Genomic DNA, 17,652 nt, shown 5'->3' on the forward strand with positions numbered 1-17,652 from the left:
GGTCTTGAGATAGCTCGAGGGTGCGCGATCGATCACCGTGCGGCAATCCGGGCGCGCGCGCCATGCGTGGTCCATGCGTGCCCAGTAGTGCGACACATAGCCGCCGCCATGCGCGGCGATGAACCTGATGTTCGGATACCGTGCCACCACGCCGTCGAAGATCAGGTGGCTCACGGCCACCGTCGTCTCGAGCGGGTTGCCGATCACGTTGTTGAAGTAGTGGTCGGTCAGCCGCGCCCCTTCGGAGAAGCCGACCGGATGCAGGAACAACACCGCGCCGAGCGCGTCGGCGCGCGCAAAGAAGGGCTCCAGGCCGAGCTTCGCGTCGGTGAGATCGAGGCCGTTGACGTTGGTGTTGATCTCGATGCCGCGCAGGCCAAGCGTGCCGATCGCATGGTCGAGCTCCTGGATCGCGAGCTCGGCGTTCTGCAGCGGCACCGAGCCGAGGCCCACGAAGCGCTGGGGCGTGGCGGCCACGAGCGCCGCGATGCCTTCGTTCACCTGCCGCGCCAGTGCCGCGCCGCGCTCCGGCGGCGTGAAGTAGAAGTACTGGAACGGCGCCGGGCTGATCGCCTGGATGTCGATGCCCATGCGGCCCATGTCGTCGAGGCGCTGGTCGATGCCGGTCAGCTTGGGGGCGCGCTCCCGCATCTGCGCGACATTGGTCTCGCGCGTGAGTGCGTTCGCATGGATCACGCTCGGATCATGGCGGCTGACATCGAGGTCGCTCGCCGCCCTGGCGACGTCCGGATTGAGGTAGTGGCAGTGCACGTCGACGACCGGCGGGCGGTCGCCGCGCATCGGCGTCGACGCGCTGGCCGCGCGAGCCATCGAAAGGGCAGCCGAGCGCGCGCGGCCCATGGGCGCTTCGGCGTGGCGGTGGGTCGGGTCGGTGCAGTGGGGGGAGCAGGTGTAGAGCACGTGAAGTCGGTTGGGTGTGTGATTGATGAGTTCGGCCTAGAACACGCCGAGATGGCGGGTGGCGAGTTCGGGTTCGGCGCGTACCGAATCGGCACTGCCGGCATGGACGACGTGGCCGGTGTTGAGCACGACCACGTCGTCCGCTACTTCAAGCGCCAGGTTGAAGTTCTGCTCGACCAGCACGATCGAGAGCCGGTCGGCCTTGAGCATCCTGATGGCCTGAGCGACCTCCGCGACGATCAAAGGCGCGAGCCCTTCCGTGGGCTCGTCGAGCAGCAGCACGCGCGGGTTGCCCATCAGCGCGCGGCCGATCGCCAGCATCTGCTGCTCGCCGCCGGAGAGGGTGCCGGCGCGCTGCCGCGTGCGCTCCTTGAGACGGCCGAAGGTGGCGTATACGCGCTCGAGGTTCCAGGCGCGCTTGCCATCGCCGCCGCCCGCCGCGGCGGCCTGTTCGGCCACCTGCAGGTTCTCCAGCACCGTCAGGCTCGGGAAGATGCGCCGGCCCTGGGGCACCAGCCGCATGCCGGCGCGCGCGATGCCTTCGGGCGACATCCGCTCGACCGGGCGGCCCGCCAACTGGATGCTGCCGCTAAGCGCCTGGTGCAGCCCGGCGAAGGTGTTGAGCGAGGTGCTCTTGCCGGCGCCGTTGCGTCCCAGCAGGGCAAGCACGCGGCCCTCCTGCAGGTTCATCGAGAGCCGGTGCACGACCTGGCTTTGCCCGTAACAGACGTCGATCTCCCTCACGCTCAGTGCATCAATGGCCAAGGTAGATCTCCCTCGTTTTCGGGTGATTCACGACGGTGCGTCGGTCGCCTTCGACGATCACCTGCCCGTAGTGCAGCACCGTGATCTGTTCGGCGAACTCGAGCGCCACATCCATGTCGTGTTCGATCATCAGGATCGCGGTCTCGCGCGGCACCTGGGCGATCAGCCGCTGCACCATCACGCGCTCGTCCTGCGACAGGCCCGCGAGCGGCTCGTCGAGCAGCAGCAGGCGCGGCTGCTGCGCCAGGCCGAGCGCCAACTCGACCCGGCGCTGCTCGCCATAAGACACATCGCACACGCGGTGCAGCGCCTTGCCGGCGAGCCCGACGCCGTCGAGCAGTTGCACCGCGCGATCGTGCAGCGCCGTCTGCCGCGACAGGTCGGTGCGCGCGTCGTGCCGCAGCGGCAGCAGCGCCAGCAGCCCCAGCACCACGTTGTGCGCCAGCGTGTCCTTCGGGAACAGCGTGATGATCTGGTAGGTGCGCGCGAGTCCACAGCGTGCGCGGGCGCGCATCGGCAGCTTCGTCACGTCCTCGCCGAAGATGCGGATCGATCCGCCGTCGGGCCGGATCTCGCCACCGATCAGGCCGAACAGCGTGGTCTTGCCGGCGCCGTTGGGCCCGATGACCAGGCGCCGCTCGCCGGGCTGCATCGTCAGCGAGACGTCCTGCGTCACGGCGATGCCGCCGAAGGACTTGCGCAGCCCCTTGATCTCGAGGGCGGCGGTCATGCGCGCTTCTCCTTCAGCCGGGCCAGCAGCGTGCGCACGCCGGGCACGATGCCGTGCGGCATCACCAGCACGATGAACACGAACACCGCGCCCAAAAGCATGTTCCATCGCTCGATGTAGCCCGACGCGTAGTTCTTCAGCAGCACCACCAGCACGGCGCCGACGGCCGGCCCGGCCAGCGTGCCGGCACCGCCCGCGATCACGCTCAGCAGCACCTCGGCCGACGCGGTGACCGACAGCACGCTCGGATGCACGTACTTGTGGAAGTAGACGTAGAGCAGGCCCGCCACGGCCCCGACGAAGCTGGCGCCGACGAAGGCGCACCAGCGGATGGCCCAGACGTTGTAGCCGAGCGAATTCATGCGGCGCGCCTGGTCGCGCGTGCCGCGCAGCGAGGCGCCGAAGGGCGAGTTCACGAGCCGCCCGACCACCAGCAGCACCACCGCGGCGATCAGCAGCACGAACCAGTAGTAGGCGTTGCTGTTCTCCATGTCGATGCCGAACGGCGACGGACGCGTGAGGCCCGAAAGCCCGTTGTCGCCGTTGGTCACTGAGGTCCAGCGGTAGGCGAGACCCCACACCACCTGCGACAGCGCGAGGGTCAGCATCAGGAAGCTGAGTCCCGAGGCCCGCAACGCGATCCAGCCGAAAACGCCGCCGATTGCCGTGGTGGCTAGCAGCGTGAGCGGCGCGGCCATCGCGTGGCCGAGGCCCAGCCGCAGTGCCAGCCAGGCGGCGATGTAGGCCGACAGGCCCAGGTAGGCCGCGTGCCCCAGCGAGGTCAGGCCGGCGTAGCCGACCAGCAGGTTCAGGCTGGACGCGAAGATCACGGCGATCAGCATCTGGCTGCCCAGATTGACGTAGTACTCGCCGGACACCGCCGGCAGCAGGGCCAGGGCCGCGAGCAGCAGCAGGCCACGGATCGTCGGCTTCATGCGCGGGCACCTCCGAGCAGGCCGGTGGGCCGGAAGGCCAGCACAAGGATCATCGGCAGGAACAGGATCACGTAGGCGAGGTCGGGGACCAGCGCGGTGCCGAAGGTGTAGATGAAGCCGATGATGAAGCTCGCGATGAAGGTGCCTATCAGGCTGCCGACGCCGCCCAGGATCACCACGATCAGCGCCAGCGGCAGCATGTCGGCGTCGAGTCCCGGATAGGCCGACAGGATCGGCCCGCCGAAGGCGCCGCCGATTCCGGCCAGCATCGCGCCGAGGCAGAAGACAGCGGTGAACAGCGCCGAGGCGCGGATGCCGACCGCGCGCGCCATCGGCATGTCGTCGACGCCGGCGCGGATGCGGGCGCCGAGCCGGGTGCGCTCGAGCAGCAGGTACAGCACGATGGCGGCCACCAGCGCCACCACAATCACGGCCAGCCGGTAGCTCGGAAAGCTGAAGCCGAGCACCGACGCCGGGCCGCTCAGGAAGGCCGGCGGCGAAACCGGGATCGGATCGCCGCCCCAAAGCACCAGGCAGAGATCGGCGGCGATGAAGGAAAGGCCGAGCGTGGCCAGCACCTGGGCCTGCGCATTGCCCGCCAGGCGGCGCAGCACCAGGTGCTCGAACAGCCCGCCGATGGCCGCGGTCGCGAGTGCCGCCAGCACCACCGCCGCCGCGAAGCCCCAGCCGGCGTGCGCCGCGCTCGCGGCCACGTAGGCCCCAATCATGAACAGCGCGCCATGTGTGAGGTTGGCGATGCGCATCAGCCCGAAGATGAGCGCGAAGCCCGATGAGAGCAGCAGCAGCAGGCCGCCGAGGGCCAGGCTGTTGAGTGTCTGAGTCAACCAGAATTGCATGTTCTTGACGTCGTGGCCCGCGCCGATGCGGCGGCGGTCCGTGAGGCTCCGGTGTGGGTTCAGGCGGCCAGGTTCCTGGCAGGCGGCCAGTCGCGCGAATAGACCGGCTCGGCCAGGAACTTCTTCGGGTCGTAGGTCCAGAACTGGCTCACGTCAGGGTAGGTCTCGATGATCGTGTTGACCAGCCGCCCGTCCTTGCGCTCGACGGTGCGCACGTACACGTTGCCGACCACGTTGCCCCAGGCGTCGAACTTGACAGGTCCGCGCGCGGTCAGTGCGTCCGTCTTCTGCAGCGATGCGCGCAGCGACTCGCGATCGAAGGCCTGGCCCTTCAGCGGCTGCAGGGCGGCATCGAGCACCGATGCGCTGACATGGGTGCAGGCGGCGTAGAAGCCCGGGTCGTAGCCATGGGCCTTGCGAAAGGCCCCGGCGAATTTGGCGTTGACCGGGTTCGCAAGCTCGGCGGAGTACCAGTTGACCGTGACGATGCCCAGCGCCTCGTCGCCCATGTTGCGCAGCACGGCCTCGTCGAGCGCCGTCATGCCGCCGACCAAGGCCAGCTTGCCGCGCAGGCCGTACTCGTTGAACTGCCGGATGAAGCGAAAGCCGTTGGAGCCTGCGAAGCCGAGGAAGACCGCGTCCGCGTCGCGGCTGAGCTGGGCCAGGAAGGTGCCGTAGTCCGGTGCCGTGAGCGGCGGGAACAGCTTCTGCACCACCTTGCCGCCGGCCTCCTCGAACACGCGCTGGAAGCCGGCCGTCATCTCGTGGCCGTAGGCGATGTCATCGGCGACCAGCACCATGCGCTTGTACTTCAGCTTTTTCGCGCAGTAGTCCGCCAGCGGATGGGCGCACTGGGCCGAAGTCGAACTGGCGCGGAACAGCCAGGGATTGGCCTTGCGCTGGGTCATGTCCTCCGCCGCCGCGACCGGGAAGACCGGGATCTTGCGGGCGCGCATGTAGTCGTCGGTGGCCAGCGCCTCGAAGGCGGCCAGCGGGCCCATGAGCACCTGCGCGCGCTCGCGCTCGACCAGTTCCTGGGTCTTGCTGCGGGCAGTCGACGGCACGCCGCCGGTGTCCGCCACGATCAGCTCGACCTTGCGTCCGCCGAGCATCTGGTCGTTGGCCGAAAGGTAGCTCTGCAGCCCGCGCTCCATGTCCAGGCCACCGGAGGCAAAGGGCCCGGTCTTGGCGGTAAGCAAGCCCAGACGCAGCGGCTCGGGCGTGCCCTGGCTGCGGACCAGGGATGGGGCCGCCAACGCGGCGCCGGCGGTCGCGGCCGCCGCAATGAAATTCCTGCGATCGATCGTCATGCTGTCTCCGTTCCGCTTGAGGTTTGCAATTTAAGTGATCAGACGATCAATAATAAATCTACAAGATTCATGGATCAAGCCGCGTTCGACAGAAGAAGATCGGKGTTTACCCTGAACGCCTGGCATTGAAGGTCGCGTGCCCTAATAATCGAACGATCGTTCCATGCAGCGCGCCGGGCGCGCCGCGACGACCCGCCGATCCATCGACAGACACACTTGATGACCGCACGCACCGCCAAGACCGACGAGACCCCGGAAGAAGGTGCCATCGGCGCCGGGCAGCGCCGCCGCCGCCTGGCTCCCGAGGACCGCGAGCACGAGATCGTCCAGTCGGCGATCAGCTTCTTCGCGAAGCACGGATTCGAGGGCAGTACGCGCGACCTGGCCCAGCGCCTGGGCGTCTCGCAGCCCCTGCTGTACCGCTACTTCCCGACCAAGGACGCGCTGGTCGACAGGGTCTACGACGAGGTCTTCGTGCGGCGCTGGAATCCCGAATGGGAAGAGTGGCTCGCCGACCGCACGCATTCGCTCGAAAGCCGCCTCAAGCGCTACCTCAAGGACTACGCGCACTTCGTGCTGCGCGGCGAATGGGTGCGCATCTTCATGTACGCGGGCCTGAGCCGCGCCGGCATGAACCAGCGCTACCTCGCGCGCCTGCGCGAGCGCCATTTCCTGCTCATCGCGCGCGAGTTGCGCTTTACCTACGACATTCCGGATCCCGAAAGCAGCGAGGCCGAGGACGAAGAGGTCGAACTCATCTGGGCCATGCACTCCAGCGTGTTCTACATCGGCGTGCGCAAGTGGGTCTACGACCTCGCGGCGCCACGAAATATTGATCGACTGATCGATATGCGTGTCGAATCTTTCCTGCACGGGGCACCGAAGGTGCTGCTGGCCGACCGCGCTGCGGCCGTGCCGACCGCGGGTGCCGGGCCGAAGCGGGGGCGCAGGCCGGTCGCCTGATCGGCCGCCCCAAACTCAGGCCGACCGCTCCAGCAGCGCATCGAGGAAGCGCTCGGCCGCGGACCCCAGCGCGTCCGGGCGCCAGACGATGCGGTAGTCGGTGCGCATCTCCAGCAGCGGGAGTTCGCGCACCACGATGTTTTCGCCCGAGAACTGCACCAGGCTCTCTTGCGCGGCACACAGCCCGAAGCCGCTTGCCACCAGCGCGAGCGCCGAGATGATGTCGCCCGCGACGCAGGCCACGCGCGGCTCGAAGCCCAGCCGGTGGCAGGCCAGCATGAACTTGGCGCGCAGCGAAGGGCCGTTGCGCTCGGGCGTCACCACCCACTCGGCATGGACCAGCTGGCGAGACGAGATCTCCGGCACCGCGACCAACGGGTGGTCGCGCGGCATCAGCAGCACGTAGCGCTCCGAGCTGAAGACCGCCGAGGCGAGCGTGGGATCGGTGAGTTCCTGGGTCTGAACCGCGAAATCCAGGCGTCCGCGGCGCAATTCCTCCAGCTGCTGGCTTTCGAGCGCGCCCTCGAACTGGAAGCGGATCGCGGGATGTGCGGCCTGCACGCGCTTGGCGGTGTCCGGGATGATGCCGTTGTAGAGCGCGCCGGGCATGTGGCCGATGACTACCGTGCCGCCGGTGCCGCCGGCCCTGCGTTGCAGGTCGAGCATCAGCCGCTCGTTGCTCAGCAGCAGCTTGCGCGCGTTGAGTAGCAGCTCGCGCCCGGCATTGTTGAGCCGCAGGCTCCGGCCGACGCGATCGAACAAGGCAAAGCCGATCTTCTCCTCGAGGTTCAGGATGGTGCGGCTTAGCGGCGAGGCGGAGATGTGCAACATCTGCGCGGCCCTGGAGATGCTCTCGTTCTCCGCCACGCAGACGAAGTGCTTCAGCGTGCGCAGGTCGATGAGGTTCATGGTGGCTGTGCTCGGATGCGAGGGTCGCAGTCTAAGGAATTCGGACCTCGAATGTCCGTGATCGTGAGAAAGATTGTCCTTTCCAGTCATCTTCTCGTTAGCGATCATTTGATCAACGCTGAATCCGGAGCACCGGCCCAGCCGATACTGACCGCGGGCTTGCCCGCCAACCCTCCGAAGCCCCCGGGCGTCCGATATGACTCAAACCCTTCCCGCGTCCGTACAGCGCAAAGTGATCAGGCGGATCGTTCCCATCCTGATGCTGATGTACACCATGGCATACCTCGATCGCATCAATATCGGGACCGCCGCGCTGCGCATGAACGCGGAGTTGGGCATCAGCCAGCAGGTGTTCGGACTGGCTGCGGGCCTGTTCTTCATCGGCTACCTGGCTCTGGAGATTCCGAGCAACATMATCCTGCACCGGGTTGGCGCGCGCGTGTGGCTCACGCGCATCATGGTGACCTGGGGGCTGATCTCCGCGTGCACGGCCTTCGTGCAGAACGGATGGCAGTTGATCGCGGTCCGGATGCTGCTGGGCGTGGCCGAGGCCGGCCTGTTTCCGGGCCTGATCTACTGCCTCGCGTTGTGGTTTCCGCCCGGGCTGCGCGGTCGCATGCTCGTGATCGCCGTGCTGCCCTGGGCGGTCATCGTGGGCACGCCGATGTCGGCCGCGATCGTCCAGTATGCCGATGGCCTCTTCGGCTTTTCAGGCTGGCGGATCATGCTGTTCGTCGAAGGGCTCCTGCCGGTGCTGCTGGGCTTCTACTCGATCCGCTTCCTGACCTCGAAGCCGGAGGAGGCGGACTGGCTGAGCGACGAGGAGAAGCGCCAGGTCATAGCCGCCAGGGACAGCGGCGACGCTCCAGAAGCCACGGCCGCGGTTCCGCTGCGAACCACCTTGCTCCAGCCGCACCTGATCCTGCTGTCGCTCGCCTATGCGACGGCGCAGATGGGCTTCTATGCCAGCCTGATCTTCACGCCCCAGATCGTGCAGGAGTTCGGCCGCCTCTTCGGCGTCACGCTGTCGACCATCCAGGTCGGCCTGCTGGCGGCGATCCCCAGCGTGTTTGGCATGGTGATGTACTGGTTCTGGGTCGCGCATTCCGACCGCACGAACGAGCGGGTCTGGCATGCCATCGGCTCCTTCGTGACCGCCGCGCTGGGGATCGGCATCCTGGTCGGCATTCACAACCTGTATGCGTCGATCGCCGGGCTGTCGCTGCTGACGGCGGGGCTGGTCAGCGGGCCGATCTGCATCTGGCAACTGACGGGCATCGGCGTCAGGGGCAAGACCGCGGCCGTAGTGTTCGCCTATGTCAACTCCTTCGGCATCGTCGGCTCAATGTTCAGTCCGTACTTCATCGGCCTGCTGAAGGACCGCACCGGCTCCTATGACGCGGGGCTCGTCTTCCTCGCGATCGCCGCACTGCTCGGTGCCGTCTTCGTCTACCTCGCCAGCCGGCTCATGCGGCGCAAGGCGCTCATCAGGCCGTCGGCTCCGCCAGTAGGCCGTTACGACCCTGTGACGCGGTGATCCCGCAGCTTCTTCAACACACACATCCGAAGGGACGACGGTGATTCATTTCGACCATGTCTGCATGGCAGCCCCCAACGTCTACGAGTCGACTTTCCGGCTCAGCAAAGAGACCGGCCTGGGCAACTACGACGGCGGCTTCTTTCCGCTCTACGGCATCGGCCACCGCGTGGTGCCGCTCGCGCCCGATATCTACATCGAGGTCGAGAGCGTGATCGACCGCCGGCCCCTCCAGCACGGCGAGCCTCTGACCGTCTTCATGGAGCGCCAGACGCGCGAAGGAGACCGCTTCATCGGCTGGTGCCTGCGCTCGGACACGCTCGAAGAGCTCGAGGCTTTCGCGTTGCACCACGGCACGACGATCGACCCGAACACCACAGGGCATGAGGCCGGCCGCCAGATGATGAACGGCGCCCGCGGCTTCGCCCTGCAGGCACCGAGCGCGACCGCAGCCTGGCCCATCGGCAAGCCCAACCTCTACTTCAAGCCGGGTGATGGCGTCCATGTCGCGAGCCTGCCCGTGGTGCCGGGCTCCGGAGACGTGCAGGGGCAGGGCCTGGCGTGGATCGAGATCGGCGGAACGCATTCCGATCTGAAGGGATGGCTCGGCGACGTAGCATCGCCGTCGGATTTTCCGTTCGAGATCCGCTACAACGGCGGCTCTTCGGGTCTTTATGCAATGGGTGTGGAGACCGAACGCGGCGTGGTGCAGATCCGTCGTCCCCCGGTCCACATCGGCTGATGCTTCCCGCTCGCCTACGTCGGCCGCGGCACGAAGCCGTAGTGCGCTCGGCACGCCCGTAGCTTCGCGCTGTAGACGTTGGGCTTGTCCGGTTCGGGCTCGCCCAACACGACCTTCATGCTGTCGTAAAGGATCTCGCCCGGAACGCCGACGGAGTGCTCGAAGGCCTGTGACAGCGCAGCATTTTGGGCAAGGTGCTGGTGTAGCACGTAATGCACCCAGAGGCAGCGACGGCGGTCCAGCACCCTGGCAAACAGCCGCAGCTCGCGTTGCGCACGCTCATCGTTGGCGAACTGGACCTTGAACTTCGCGAAGTCGATCTGCGCCTGGCGGATGTACTCGCGCACGGTCTTGCGATCGTGGCGCTGGCATGTCGAGAGCTCCACGTCGGTCGGCCAGTAGAAGGTCTCGTGCGTCTCGCTTGTTCGTGCAACTGCTTGCGGCACAAGCACCTGAGGCGCTCGACGATTCACGCGTCGGTCGCGCTAGTCCCCAGGCACGTGCTACGCGCCGGAAGATATCAGTCTCTGGCATCAAGCCCTCAAGGTCAGACCAGCTCGCTTTCATTCAGACAGCGCAGTAGCGCTCCTGGATGGCCTCGTCGTCGAGCATCTCTTTCGCACTGCCGCTGTACACGATCTCTCCCTGGTCGAGGATGTAGGCGCGGTCGGCAATCTTGAGCGCCAGGCCGACGTTCTGCTCGATCAGAAGAATGGTCACGCCGCTGCGCTTGAGCGCCGCGAAGTACTCGAACATCTCGTCCACGAGCACGGGCATGATGCCTTCGGAGGGCTCGTCGAGGAGCACCATTTTGGGCTTGGACGCTACCGCGCGGGCGATGGCCAGCATCTGCTGTTCGCCGCCGGACATCGTGATGGCCGCCTGGTCTAGCCGCTCCTTGAGCCGAGGAAAGGTCTCGGCAATCTCGTCGATGACTTCAGACTCGCGCCGGCGCAGCGGCGAGGCCAGAAGCCCGAGGCGGATGTTCTCTCGAACCGTGAGGCCAGGCACGATGCGACGCTCCTCGGGCACGTAGGCGAGGCCCCTCGAGAACCTGGCATGCGTCGGCGAGCCCAGCAGCTCGACGCCGTCGAACTTCACGGAACCCTTGGCCTTGGAAATCAGGCCGGAGATGCTCTTGACCGTCGTGGTCTTCCCGGCACCGTTGCGGCCGATCAGGCAGACCAGTTCGCCCTTGCGGACGTTCACGCTGATGCCCTGGAGGATGTGACTGGTTCCGTACCAGGCGTTCAGGTCTTTGACTTCAAGCATGCTCGTACGTACTCCCTCAGTGGTCGCCCTGGCCCAGATAGACGCGCCTGACCAGGTCGTTGGCGCGAATGTCGTCGGGTGTGCCTTCGGCGATGAGCTCCCCGTGATGCAGGACCACGATGTGTTCGCTGATGCCCATCACCATCTTCATCTTGTGCTCGACGAGGACGACCGTTCGTTCTTCGACGAGCTTGCGGATGAGCGCCATCATGACCTTCGTCTCTTCGGGGCTCATCCCTGCCGTCGGCTCGTCCATCAACAAGAGTTGGGGCTCGGCGGCGAGGGCCACAGCGATTTCGAGTGCGCGTTGCTGACCGTGGGCCAGCTCGCGAGCGAGACGAAGTGCGCGGTCGGCAAGGCCGACCTTGTCCAGCAGCGCGGCCGCTTGTTCGCTCAAGCCTTCAAGCGCCGAACGCCTGCGCCACAGCCCGTAGCGCGACACGTGCGCCTGAAGCGCGATGCGGACGTTCTCCAGCGCGGTGAAGTTGGGGAACAGATTCGTGATCTGGAAGGACTTCGCGATGCCTGCGTGCGCGAATTCGTGCGCGGGCATTCCCGTGATGTCCTTGCCCATGAAGAAGATTTGTCCGTCGCTCGGGGCAAAAGCGCCGGAAAGCGTGTTGAAAAACGTGCTCTTTCCCGCGCCGTTGGGCCCGATGATGGAGGTCAGCATGCCCGGTCGAATCTGCACGCTCACATTGGAGAGCGCCTTGAATCCAGCGAAGTTCTTGCTGACGTTCTTCGTTTCGATGATGGGTTCAGCGAACATGGGAGACCTTCTCGAGAAACGTGCCCCAGACTCCCTTGGGGAAGAAGAGCACGAAGACGACAAATACGCCACCGACAAGGAGTTGCCAGTGCTCGGTCCAGCTGGATGCGAAGTCCTGGATGAGCAGGAAGAGCGCCGCTCCCACGAATGGGCCGAAGTAGGTGCCCATGCCGCCCAACAGGCAGAGCATCACGACCATCCCGGATGTGGCGTAGTGCAGGGTCTCGATGGGGACGCTGGAGAGATGGATGGCGTTGAGCGCGCCCGCCAATGCACAGAATCCCGCCGACAGCACGAAGGACAGGAGCTTCGTGCGTTCGATATCGAACCCGCACGCTCGGGCCCTTGCCTCGTTCTCCCGGACTGCTTCGATGGCGCCGCCAAACGGCGATGCAAGGATGCGGGAGAGCAGCCACATCGCAACCGCGACGAACCCGAAGACGAAGTAGTATTTCTGCAGCGGGTTCAACAGGTCGAGCCGGAATCCAAGAATGCCAACCTCGGAGATGTTGACGCCACGAAGCCCGTTTTCGCCACCGGAAGCAGGCAACTGGTAGACCAGGAAGTAGACGCACTGGGAAAGCGCGAGCGTCACCATCGCAAAGTAGATGCCACGCGTTCGAATGGCAAGCAATCCCATCACCAGTGCGACCAGGCAGCCGGCCGCGATCGCAGCCGGCACCGCCGCCCACCAAGGGACGTTGTGCTGCGCGATGAGGATGCCTGCCGTGTACGCGCCCACGCCGAGGAAAGCGGCGTGACCGAAGGACAGCAGGCCCGTGTAACCGAACAGCAGGTTGAATCCGACGGCGAACAAGCCGTAGATGAGGATATTGATGGCGACCGACTGGTACGGCATCAGCCAGGGGAAGACGGCGAAGAAGAGCACGGTCGCGAGGACGCGGTGCCTTGCGATCGTCCTGAAGAGCTCTTGCCGAGCGCCAGGCACGGTGGCGGGAACGGGGGGCGTGACAGCGTTCATGGTGAGCCCTTTCATGACATCAGACCTGCGCGACCGAACAGACCTTGCGGACGAACCAGGAGAACGGCGGCCATGATGACGAACATCGACACCTTGGCTGCCTCGGGAAAGAAAAGGACGGCCATGCTCTCGACGATGCCGACCAGCAGGCCGGCCACGACTGCGCCCAACAGCGACCCCATGCCACCTACGACGGTGACCACGAATGCAACCGTGAGCACCGAGGTGCCCATTTCGGGCGAGACGCCTTGCATGGGCGCCGCGAGAACGCCCGCGAGTGCAGCGATGCCAGTACCGACGCCGAAGACGATGAGCCAGACGCGAGACACGTCGACCCCGAGCACGCGAACGATGACCGAATCCCGGACACCCGCCCTGACGACAAGCCCGAACGGCGTGCGCTCGATCAAGAGCCAGAGAGCGACCAGCAAGACGACAACGACGCCAATCACGAAGAGGCGGTAGGTAGGGAAGTCGGCGAAGCCGAGGTTCGTCGCCCCTTGCAGGGCCTCAGGGGTGTCGAAGGGCAGGCCGGCCTTGCCCCAGACGATGCGCACGCCTTCGACCATCATGTACGCAAGCCCGAACGTGAGCAGCAAGGGGTAGTCGATGCCCCGGCCATAGAGTGGCCTGATGAGCCAGCGCTCGGCAAGCATTCCAATCGCGCCCACGACGACGGGCGCGATGAGGAGGGCCAACCAGAATGAACCTGTCTTCTCGGCTGCAAGCAGGCCGATGTAGGCGCCGAGCATGAAGAACGCTCCGTGCGCGAAGTTCACGACCGTGAGCATGCCGAAGATGAGCGAGAGGCCGACGGCCAGCAGCACGTACACGGCGCCCAGGGCCAAGCCGGTAAATAGCTGAAGCGCCAGCAGGTCGAAGGTAATTTCCATGGAGTCCTCCGGACTTCGTTCAGTTCAGCCCTTGAACCCGAGTTCCTGACACGAGCGCAGGAGCTGTTCATTGGCCGGCTCGACGTGAAGCACCTTGAACACGGCCGACGGGTCGCGCACTTCCTTGCTGTTCGATTCGACGACGAGCACCGATTGGACGGATTGGTGGTCGCAGGCGCGGTAGTACTGCCGGCCTTTGTAGGTGTCGTACTTGAGGGATGTCAGGGCGGCCGCGACCTTGGCGCTGTCCGTCGCGCCTGCGCTCTTGACCGCAAGCAGGAGCGACTTCACGGCCGAATAGGCCATCGCGCCATAGTCGGAGGGGTACTTGTTGTCGTTGGCGGCCTTGAACGCAGTGTTGAAGTCCTTTGCCGATGGCGTGTCGGATTCAATCTCCCAGAAGTACTGTGTGCCGCCGATGACTCCTTCATAGGTCGACGCGCCACCGGACACCCGTGCCGTGTAGGTCAATATGGGCGTGACGAACTTCATGCCCTTCTTCATCCCGAAATCGCCCGCCTGCTTGATCGCGATGCGGTTGTCGTTTCCGAAGTTGTTGAAGATGAGAACGTCGGGCTTCATCGCCTGGAGGCGAGGCAGGAACGTCGAATAGTCCTGAGCCCCCAGCGGGTGCTTGACCTCGCCAACGACCTCGGCGCCAAGTTCCTTGGCCACGCGCGTGAAGCCACGCGTCATCTCCTGGCCGTAGGCGTAGTCGGCGGTCAGGAAAGCGACCCTCATGCCCTTCTTGAACACGTAGCGGCCAACTGCCTGGGTGGTCATGTGCGGGTTCAGCGCCTCGTGGAAGGTATACGGGCTCGCGTCGCTCACCTCGTTGATGGCGTCGGATTGGCTGATGGAAACGTAGATGACCTTGCGCTGCCTGGTGACGTTGTTGATGGACAGCTGGGTCGCCGCGGAGAGGCCGCCGACGATGAAGTTCGCGTTGTCCTTCTCGAGCAGTTCGAGCGTGCGGGTGGCGGCCTCGCCGGGATTGAGCTTGTCGTCGCGAACCAGCAGCTCGGCCTTGCGTCCGTTCAGACCGCCGCCGTCGTTGAATTCCTTAACGGCAAGCTCCGCGTTGCGGACCTGGTCCTTCGCTTCGGCACCATACGGTCCCGTCAGCGGGACCGGAAGTCCGATCTTGATGGCCTGGGCATGCACAGCCGAGGCTGCAATGCAAAGGCCCGCGAGGGCGGTCGCCCGGCGAAAAAGCTGGTTGAGCGAAGCATGTTGTCTCATGGGGTTCTCCTGTTGGCGCCGGTCCGGATCGGACGTACATTACTATTTATCGGTCGATAACTTTGACGCAGCTCAACTAAACTGTCAACTGATAAATAATATGGGGAAAACCCGAGTGCAACCGAACCTCACGAAACCAATCCGGCCCATCGAGCCGCATGCCGCAGCAGGCGGGATTCCCCGGCGGCGCCTGGCGCCGGAAGACCGCGAACATCAAATCGTGCAGGCCGCCATCTCGTTCTTCGCGAGGCGTGGTTTCGAGGCAAGCACCCGTGACCTCGCGAAGGAGCTCGGCATCACGCAGCCGCTGCTCTACAGGTACTTCCCCACCAAGGAGGCACTCGTCGACCGGGTGTACGAGGAGGTATTCGTGCGTCGGTGGAACCCCGAATGGGAGGAGTGGCTGGTGGACCGAAGCGTGTCGCTGGCCGAGCGGCTGAAGCGCTACCTCAAGGACTACGCCAGGTTCGTGCTTCGCAGCGAGTGGGTGCGCATCTTCATCTACGCCGGGTTGAGCCGGGGCGGCATCAATCAGAAGTATCTTTCACGCCTGCGTGAGCGGCACTTCCTGGTCATCGTCCGCGAGCTCCGCCACGAGTTCGGCATTCCGGACCCGGCCGATGCCGATGGGGAGGACGAGGAGGTCGAACTTGTGTGGGCGATGCATTCGAGCGTCTTCTACATCGGGGTCAGGAAATGGGTCTACGACCTTCCCGCGCCCAAGCGCCTGGAGCGCCTCATCGACATGCGTGTGGACGCTTTCATGTCGGGCGTTCCGCAAGTACTGCTCGCGGATCGCACCTAACGCCGACCGCGCAAACGCGCCCGCGCGTGACGGGCGATCCAGCTTGACAAAGAAGCTTGCAGTTCCCGTTTGCCTCGACCAATATTGATCGTTAGATCAGTTATATGATTCGAAGGAGCAATCTATGCCGATAAACAAGCTGGCTCATTTCTCGGTGCGAACGACCGACGTCGAGGCTTCCAAGCGGTTCTACGTCGACGTCCTTGGATTCCAGGAGGGTTTTCGACCTCCGTTCAGATTTCCCGGCCTCTGGCTCTACCGCGACGGCAACGAGGCGGATTTCGGAGGGTGAAGTGCGCAGCTCAGCATCGATAGACCATTCGTGATATGGAAAGTGAGCTCTTTAAGGCGTACAAGATTTGCGCCCGATGGGCCTTTGCGCCTGTTTGTTCAACCTCCTGAAGTGGGGGCTCTGGCCCTGGTATCACCGCCCGTGGCGGGGCAGGGGGACGATCATGAACAAGCTTTGCGGAAAGGCTGTGCTTTGCTCTGCCGCGGCAGCGGCGGCGACGATGATGGGCGCTGCATGGGCGCACGAGCAAGGTCGAATGACGGGTGGTGGAAGCTTTTTCTGCAGTGAACTCGCCACCGGGCAGCAGAGGGTGTCGCACGGGTTCGAGTTGCATTGCAAAACCGACGAGCAGCCCAGCCCGGCAGAGCCAAACAATCTGGAAATCAATTTCTCCGGTGGCGACAATTTCCATCTGACCACGTTGACGAAGGCCCTGTGCACCGACACTGAGGCGATCCAACAACCTCCAGATGCGCCCTTCGACACCTTCGAGGGAGCGGGCACCGGCACCTTCAATGGTCAGCCTGCGTCGATAACATTCACGCTCACCGACGGCGGAGAGCCTGGCACCAAAGACACTGCCCTGGTCGTCATCACCCTGGAGGGGTCGACGACTCCCGCGCTCAAATGCGATACGGCAACCCCGCTAGTCTTCGGCAATCATCAGGCGCACAAGGCGACTGGCAGCAAGCAGTAGCGGCGGTCTCGGCAGTCCGAAGTGCACCCGTTGAAGACAAAGCGTGGAACTCGCCGGGCGCTGGCAGGCTTTTGCCTGGCAGCGCTGTCGGCGCTCCCAGGTGAACTGCTGTTGGCGGCCGAAGGCGAAAAGGCCTCCTCCACCAAAGCTGGCGTAATCGAGCAATCAGCGAGTGTTGATGTTCAGGGCGATGGATCTGACCCGGAAAGCCTCGGCGGGGCACTCTATAGCCCGTTCAGCACCGCCTTTGAAGCGGTGGCGCAACCCAGTGCCAGCGCTTCAAAGGCGCGGCAAAACGGGGACGAAGGGACGCCCGACCTGGTAATGACGACCGTCGCCACATCCGTTGCTGCGGGCTTCCTCGCCGCACTTGTCCGCGTCCTCATTGCGAGTTTGAGCTAGGGCCTCGACGACGTGCCGAGGTTCACAGCCCCTGCCGGCAACAAACGCCGGCGTCGAGCGACCTCGGAAAGACTGCCGGGGCGACGAGTGCACAACTCCGACAGCGAGTTCAGTGAGCTGTAACCGTCACCAGGTGTCTGTCAAGCTCTTCCGGGGCTATCCTGCCGCCATGTCCATCTACGACTCCAACGGCATCCTGACCAAGGTTCCCGGCGAGCTGATCGCTCGGGCGTCGGAGACCCTTCCGCCGCCTGGCGCCGGGAAGCCTGCGGAGATGCAGGCCGAGATTGACGTGCCGGACATTGGACGGGTGCGCATCAAGTACCGGCTGAAGAGCAGCACGCGCCGCAAGTGGACGAACTGGTTCTGGACGGCTGTCTTTGCCGAGGTGGTGAGCTAGTCCACTGAACCATTGAAATTGGCTGTGTATGCTCCACCTTGGAAGCATGCACAGAATGAATTTGACCAAGCAAGAGCGCGGCGAACTTGAGGCGGTGATCCGCAAGCGGCACGGAAGTGCTGCGCTGGCGCGGCGGGCGCGCTGCGTGCTGCTGTGGGCCGATGGCGAGCGGCGCGTGGACATCCGAACCAAGCTTGCCTGCAACGACGGTTTCGTGACCCGCTGGACG

General features: G+C 64.9%; 21 protein-coding genes. 8 read left to right on the forward strand and 13 right to left on the reverse strand.

The annotated features are described in order from the left end of the window. The 6 genes from AC1D2E_RS30200 to AC1D2E_RS30225 form a co-directional block, all read right to left on the reverse strand. The coding region (locus tag AC1D2E_RS30200; RefSeq protein WP_478200809.1) for an amidohydrolase family protein at positions 1–921 on the reverse strand (921 nt) is incomplete at its 3' end. Positions 922–957: 36 nt separating this feature from the next. Continuing rightward, entirely contained in the window at positions 958–1,686 is a 729-nt protein-coding gene (locus AC1D2E_RS30205) for an ABC transporter ATP-binding protein (protein WP_478200810.1), read from the reverse strand. Then, complete coding sequence (locus AC1D2E_RS30210; protein WP_478200811.1) at positions 1,676–2,416, reverse strand: ABC transporter ATP-binding protein; 741 nt, start codon at positions 2,414–2,416, stop codon at positions 1,676–1,678. The genes AC1D2E_RS30205 and AC1D2E_RS30210 overlap by 11 nt, the downstream gene beginning before the upstream one ends. Next, positions 2,413–3,351 carry a branched-chain amino acid ABC transporter permease gene (locus AC1D2E_RS30215; protein ID WP_478200812.1) on the reverse strand — a complete coding sequence of 313 codons (939 nt, stop codon included), beginning with the start codon at positions 3,349–3,351 and terminating at the stop codon, positions 2,413–2,415. The genes AC1D2E_RS30210 and AC1D2E_RS30215 overlap by 4 nt, the downstream gene beginning before the upstream one ends. After that, positions 3,348–4,208 (reverse strand): branched-chain amino acid ABC transporter permease, encoded by an 861-nt coding sequence (locus AC1D2E_RS30220; protein ID WP_478200813.1) that lies wholly within the window; start codon positions 4,206–4,208, stop codon positions 3,348–3,350. Before AC1D2E_RS30220 ends, AC1D2E_RS30215 begins: the two co-directional genes overlap by 4 nt. 59 nt (positions 4,209–4,267) lie before the next feature. Next, positions 4,268–5,518 (reverse strand): ABC transporter substrate-binding protein, encoded by a 1,251-nt coding sequence (locus AC1D2E_RS30225; RefSeq protein WP_478200814.1) that lies wholly within the window; start codon positions 5,516–5,518, stop codon positions 4,268–4,270. A 219-nt stretch (positions 5,519–5,737) separates the two neighbouring features. Between AC1D2E_RS30225 and AC1D2E_RS30230 the strand changes: the two genes are divergently transcribed. Then, positions 5,738–6,481: a TetR/AcrR family transcriptional regulator gene (locus AC1D2E_RS30230; RefSeq protein WP_478200815.1), complete on the forward strand. Its 744-nt coding sequence runs from the start codon at positions 5,738–5,740 to the stop codon at positions 6,479–6,481. A gap of 15 nt (positions 6,482–6,496) precedes the next feature. Here the strand turns inward: AC1D2E_RS30230 and AC1D2E_RS30235 are convergent, their stop codons facing one another. Continuing rightward, the gene (locus tag AC1D2E_RS30235) at positions 6,497–7,390 is read right to left on the reverse strand and encodes a LysR family transcriptional regulator (RefSeq protein WP_478200816.1); all 894 of its coding nucleotides are present in this window, start codon (positions 7,388–7,390) and stop codon (positions 6,497–6,499) included. 265 nt (positions 7,391–7,655) lie between these two features. On the opposite strand from AC1D2E_RS30235, the gene AC1D2E_RS30240 reads away from it, so the two are divergent. After that, positions 7,656–8,927, forward strand: a complete 1,272-nt coding sequence (locus tag AC1D2E_RS30240; protein WP_478200817.1) for an MFS transporter — start codon at positions 7,656–7,658, stop codon at positions 8,925–8,927. Between the two features lie 40 nt (positions 8,928–8,967). Beyond that, entirely contained in the window at positions 8,968–9,669 is a 702-nt protein-coding gene (locus AC1D2E_RS30245; protein WP_478200818.1) for a VOC family protein, read from the forward strand. A 14-nt stretch (positions 9,670–9,683) separates the two neighbouring features. Here the strand turns inward: AC1D2E_RS30245 and AC1D2E_RS30250 are convergent, their stop codons facing one another. From AC1D2E_RS30250 to AC1D2E_RS30275, 6 genes are all read right to left on the reverse strand, one after another. Beyond that, positions 9,684–10,121, reverse strand: a complete 438-nt coding sequence (locus AC1D2E_RS30250) for a hypothetical protein (RefSeq protein WP_478200819.1) — start codon at positions 10,119–10,121, stop codon at positions 9,684–9,686. 115 nt (positions 10,122–10,236) lie between these two features. Beyond that, positions 10,237–10,941, reverse strand: coding sequence for an ABC transporter ATP-binding protein (locus AC1D2E_RS30255; protein ID WP_478200820.1), 705 nt, complete (start codon positions 10,939–10,941; stop codon positions 10,237–10,239). Between the two features lie 16 nt (positions 10,942–10,957). Next, positions 10,958–11,710: an ABC transporter ATP-binding protein gene (locus tag AC1D2E_RS30260; RefSeq protein WP_478200821.1), complete on the reverse strand. Its 753-nt coding sequence runs from the start codon at positions 11,708–11,710 to the stop codon at positions 10,958–10,960. Further along, a complete protein-coding gene (locus AC1D2E_RS30265; RefSeq protein WP_478200822.1) occupies positions 11,700–12,692 on the reverse strand; it encodes a branched-chain amino acid ABC transporter permease in 993 nt (330 codons plus the stop codon). The genes AC1D2E_RS30260 and AC1D2E_RS30265 overlap by 11 nt, the downstream gene beginning before the upstream one ends. 11 nt (positions 12,693–12,703) lie before the next feature. After that, the gene (locus tag AC1D2E_RS30270; protein ID WP_478200829.1) at positions 12,704–13,579 is read right to left on the reverse strand and encodes a branched-chain amino acid ABC transporter permease; all 876 of its coding nucleotides are present in this window, start codon (positions 13,577–13,579) and stop codon (positions 12,704–12,706) included. A 30-nt stretch (positions 13,580–13,609) separates the two neighbouring features. Then, positions 13,610–14,827, reverse strand: a complete 1,218-nt coding sequence (locus tag AC1D2E_RS30275) for an ABC transporter substrate-binding protein (RefSeq protein WP_478200823.1) — start codon at positions 14,825–14,827, stop codon at positions 13,610–13,612. A gap of 115 nt (positions 14,828–14,942) precedes the next feature. On the opposite strand from AC1D2E_RS30275, the gene AC1D2E_RS30280 reads away from it, so the two are divergent. From AC1D2E_RS30280 to AC1D2E_RS30300, 5 genes are all read left to right on the forward strand, one after another. Continuing rightward, on the forward strand, positions 14,943–15,632 hold the full coding sequence (locus AC1D2E_RS30280; protein WP_478200824.1) for a TetR/AcrR family transcriptional regulator: 690 nt from the start codon (positions 14,943–14,945) through the stop codon (positions 15,630–15,632). 124 nt (positions 15,633–15,756) lie between these two features. Then, positions 15,757–15,924 carry a VOC family protein gene (locus tag AC1D2E_RS30285; protein WP_478200825.1) on the forward strand — a complete coding sequence of 56 codons (168 nt, stop codon included), beginning with the start codon at positions 15,757–15,759 and terminating at the stop codon, positions 15,922–15,924. Between the two features lie 163 nt (positions 15,925–16,087). Then, positions 16,088–16,621 carry a hypothetical protein gene (locus tag AC1D2E_RS30290; RefSeq protein ID WP_478200826.1) on the forward strand — a complete coding sequence of 178 codons (534 nt, stop codon included), beginning with the start codon at positions 16,088–16,090 and terminating at the stop codon, positions 16,619–16,621. Positions 16,622–16,651: 30 nt separating this feature from the next. After that, positions 16,652–17,023, forward strand: coding sequence for a hypothetical protein (locus tag AC1D2E_RS30295; protein WP_478200827.1), 372 nt, complete (start codon positions 16,652–16,654; stop codon positions 17,021–17,023). Between the two features lie 169 nt (positions 17,024–17,192). Then, positions 17,193–17,423 (forward strand): hypothetical protein, encoded by a 231-nt coding sequence (locus AC1D2E_RS30300; RefSeq protein WP_478200828.1) that lies wholly within the window; start codon positions 17,193–17,195, stop codon positions 17,421–17,423. Positions 17,424–17,652 lie beyond the last annotated feature (229 nt).

Source organism: Variovorax sp. P1_H2 (genome assembly GCF_056405295.1).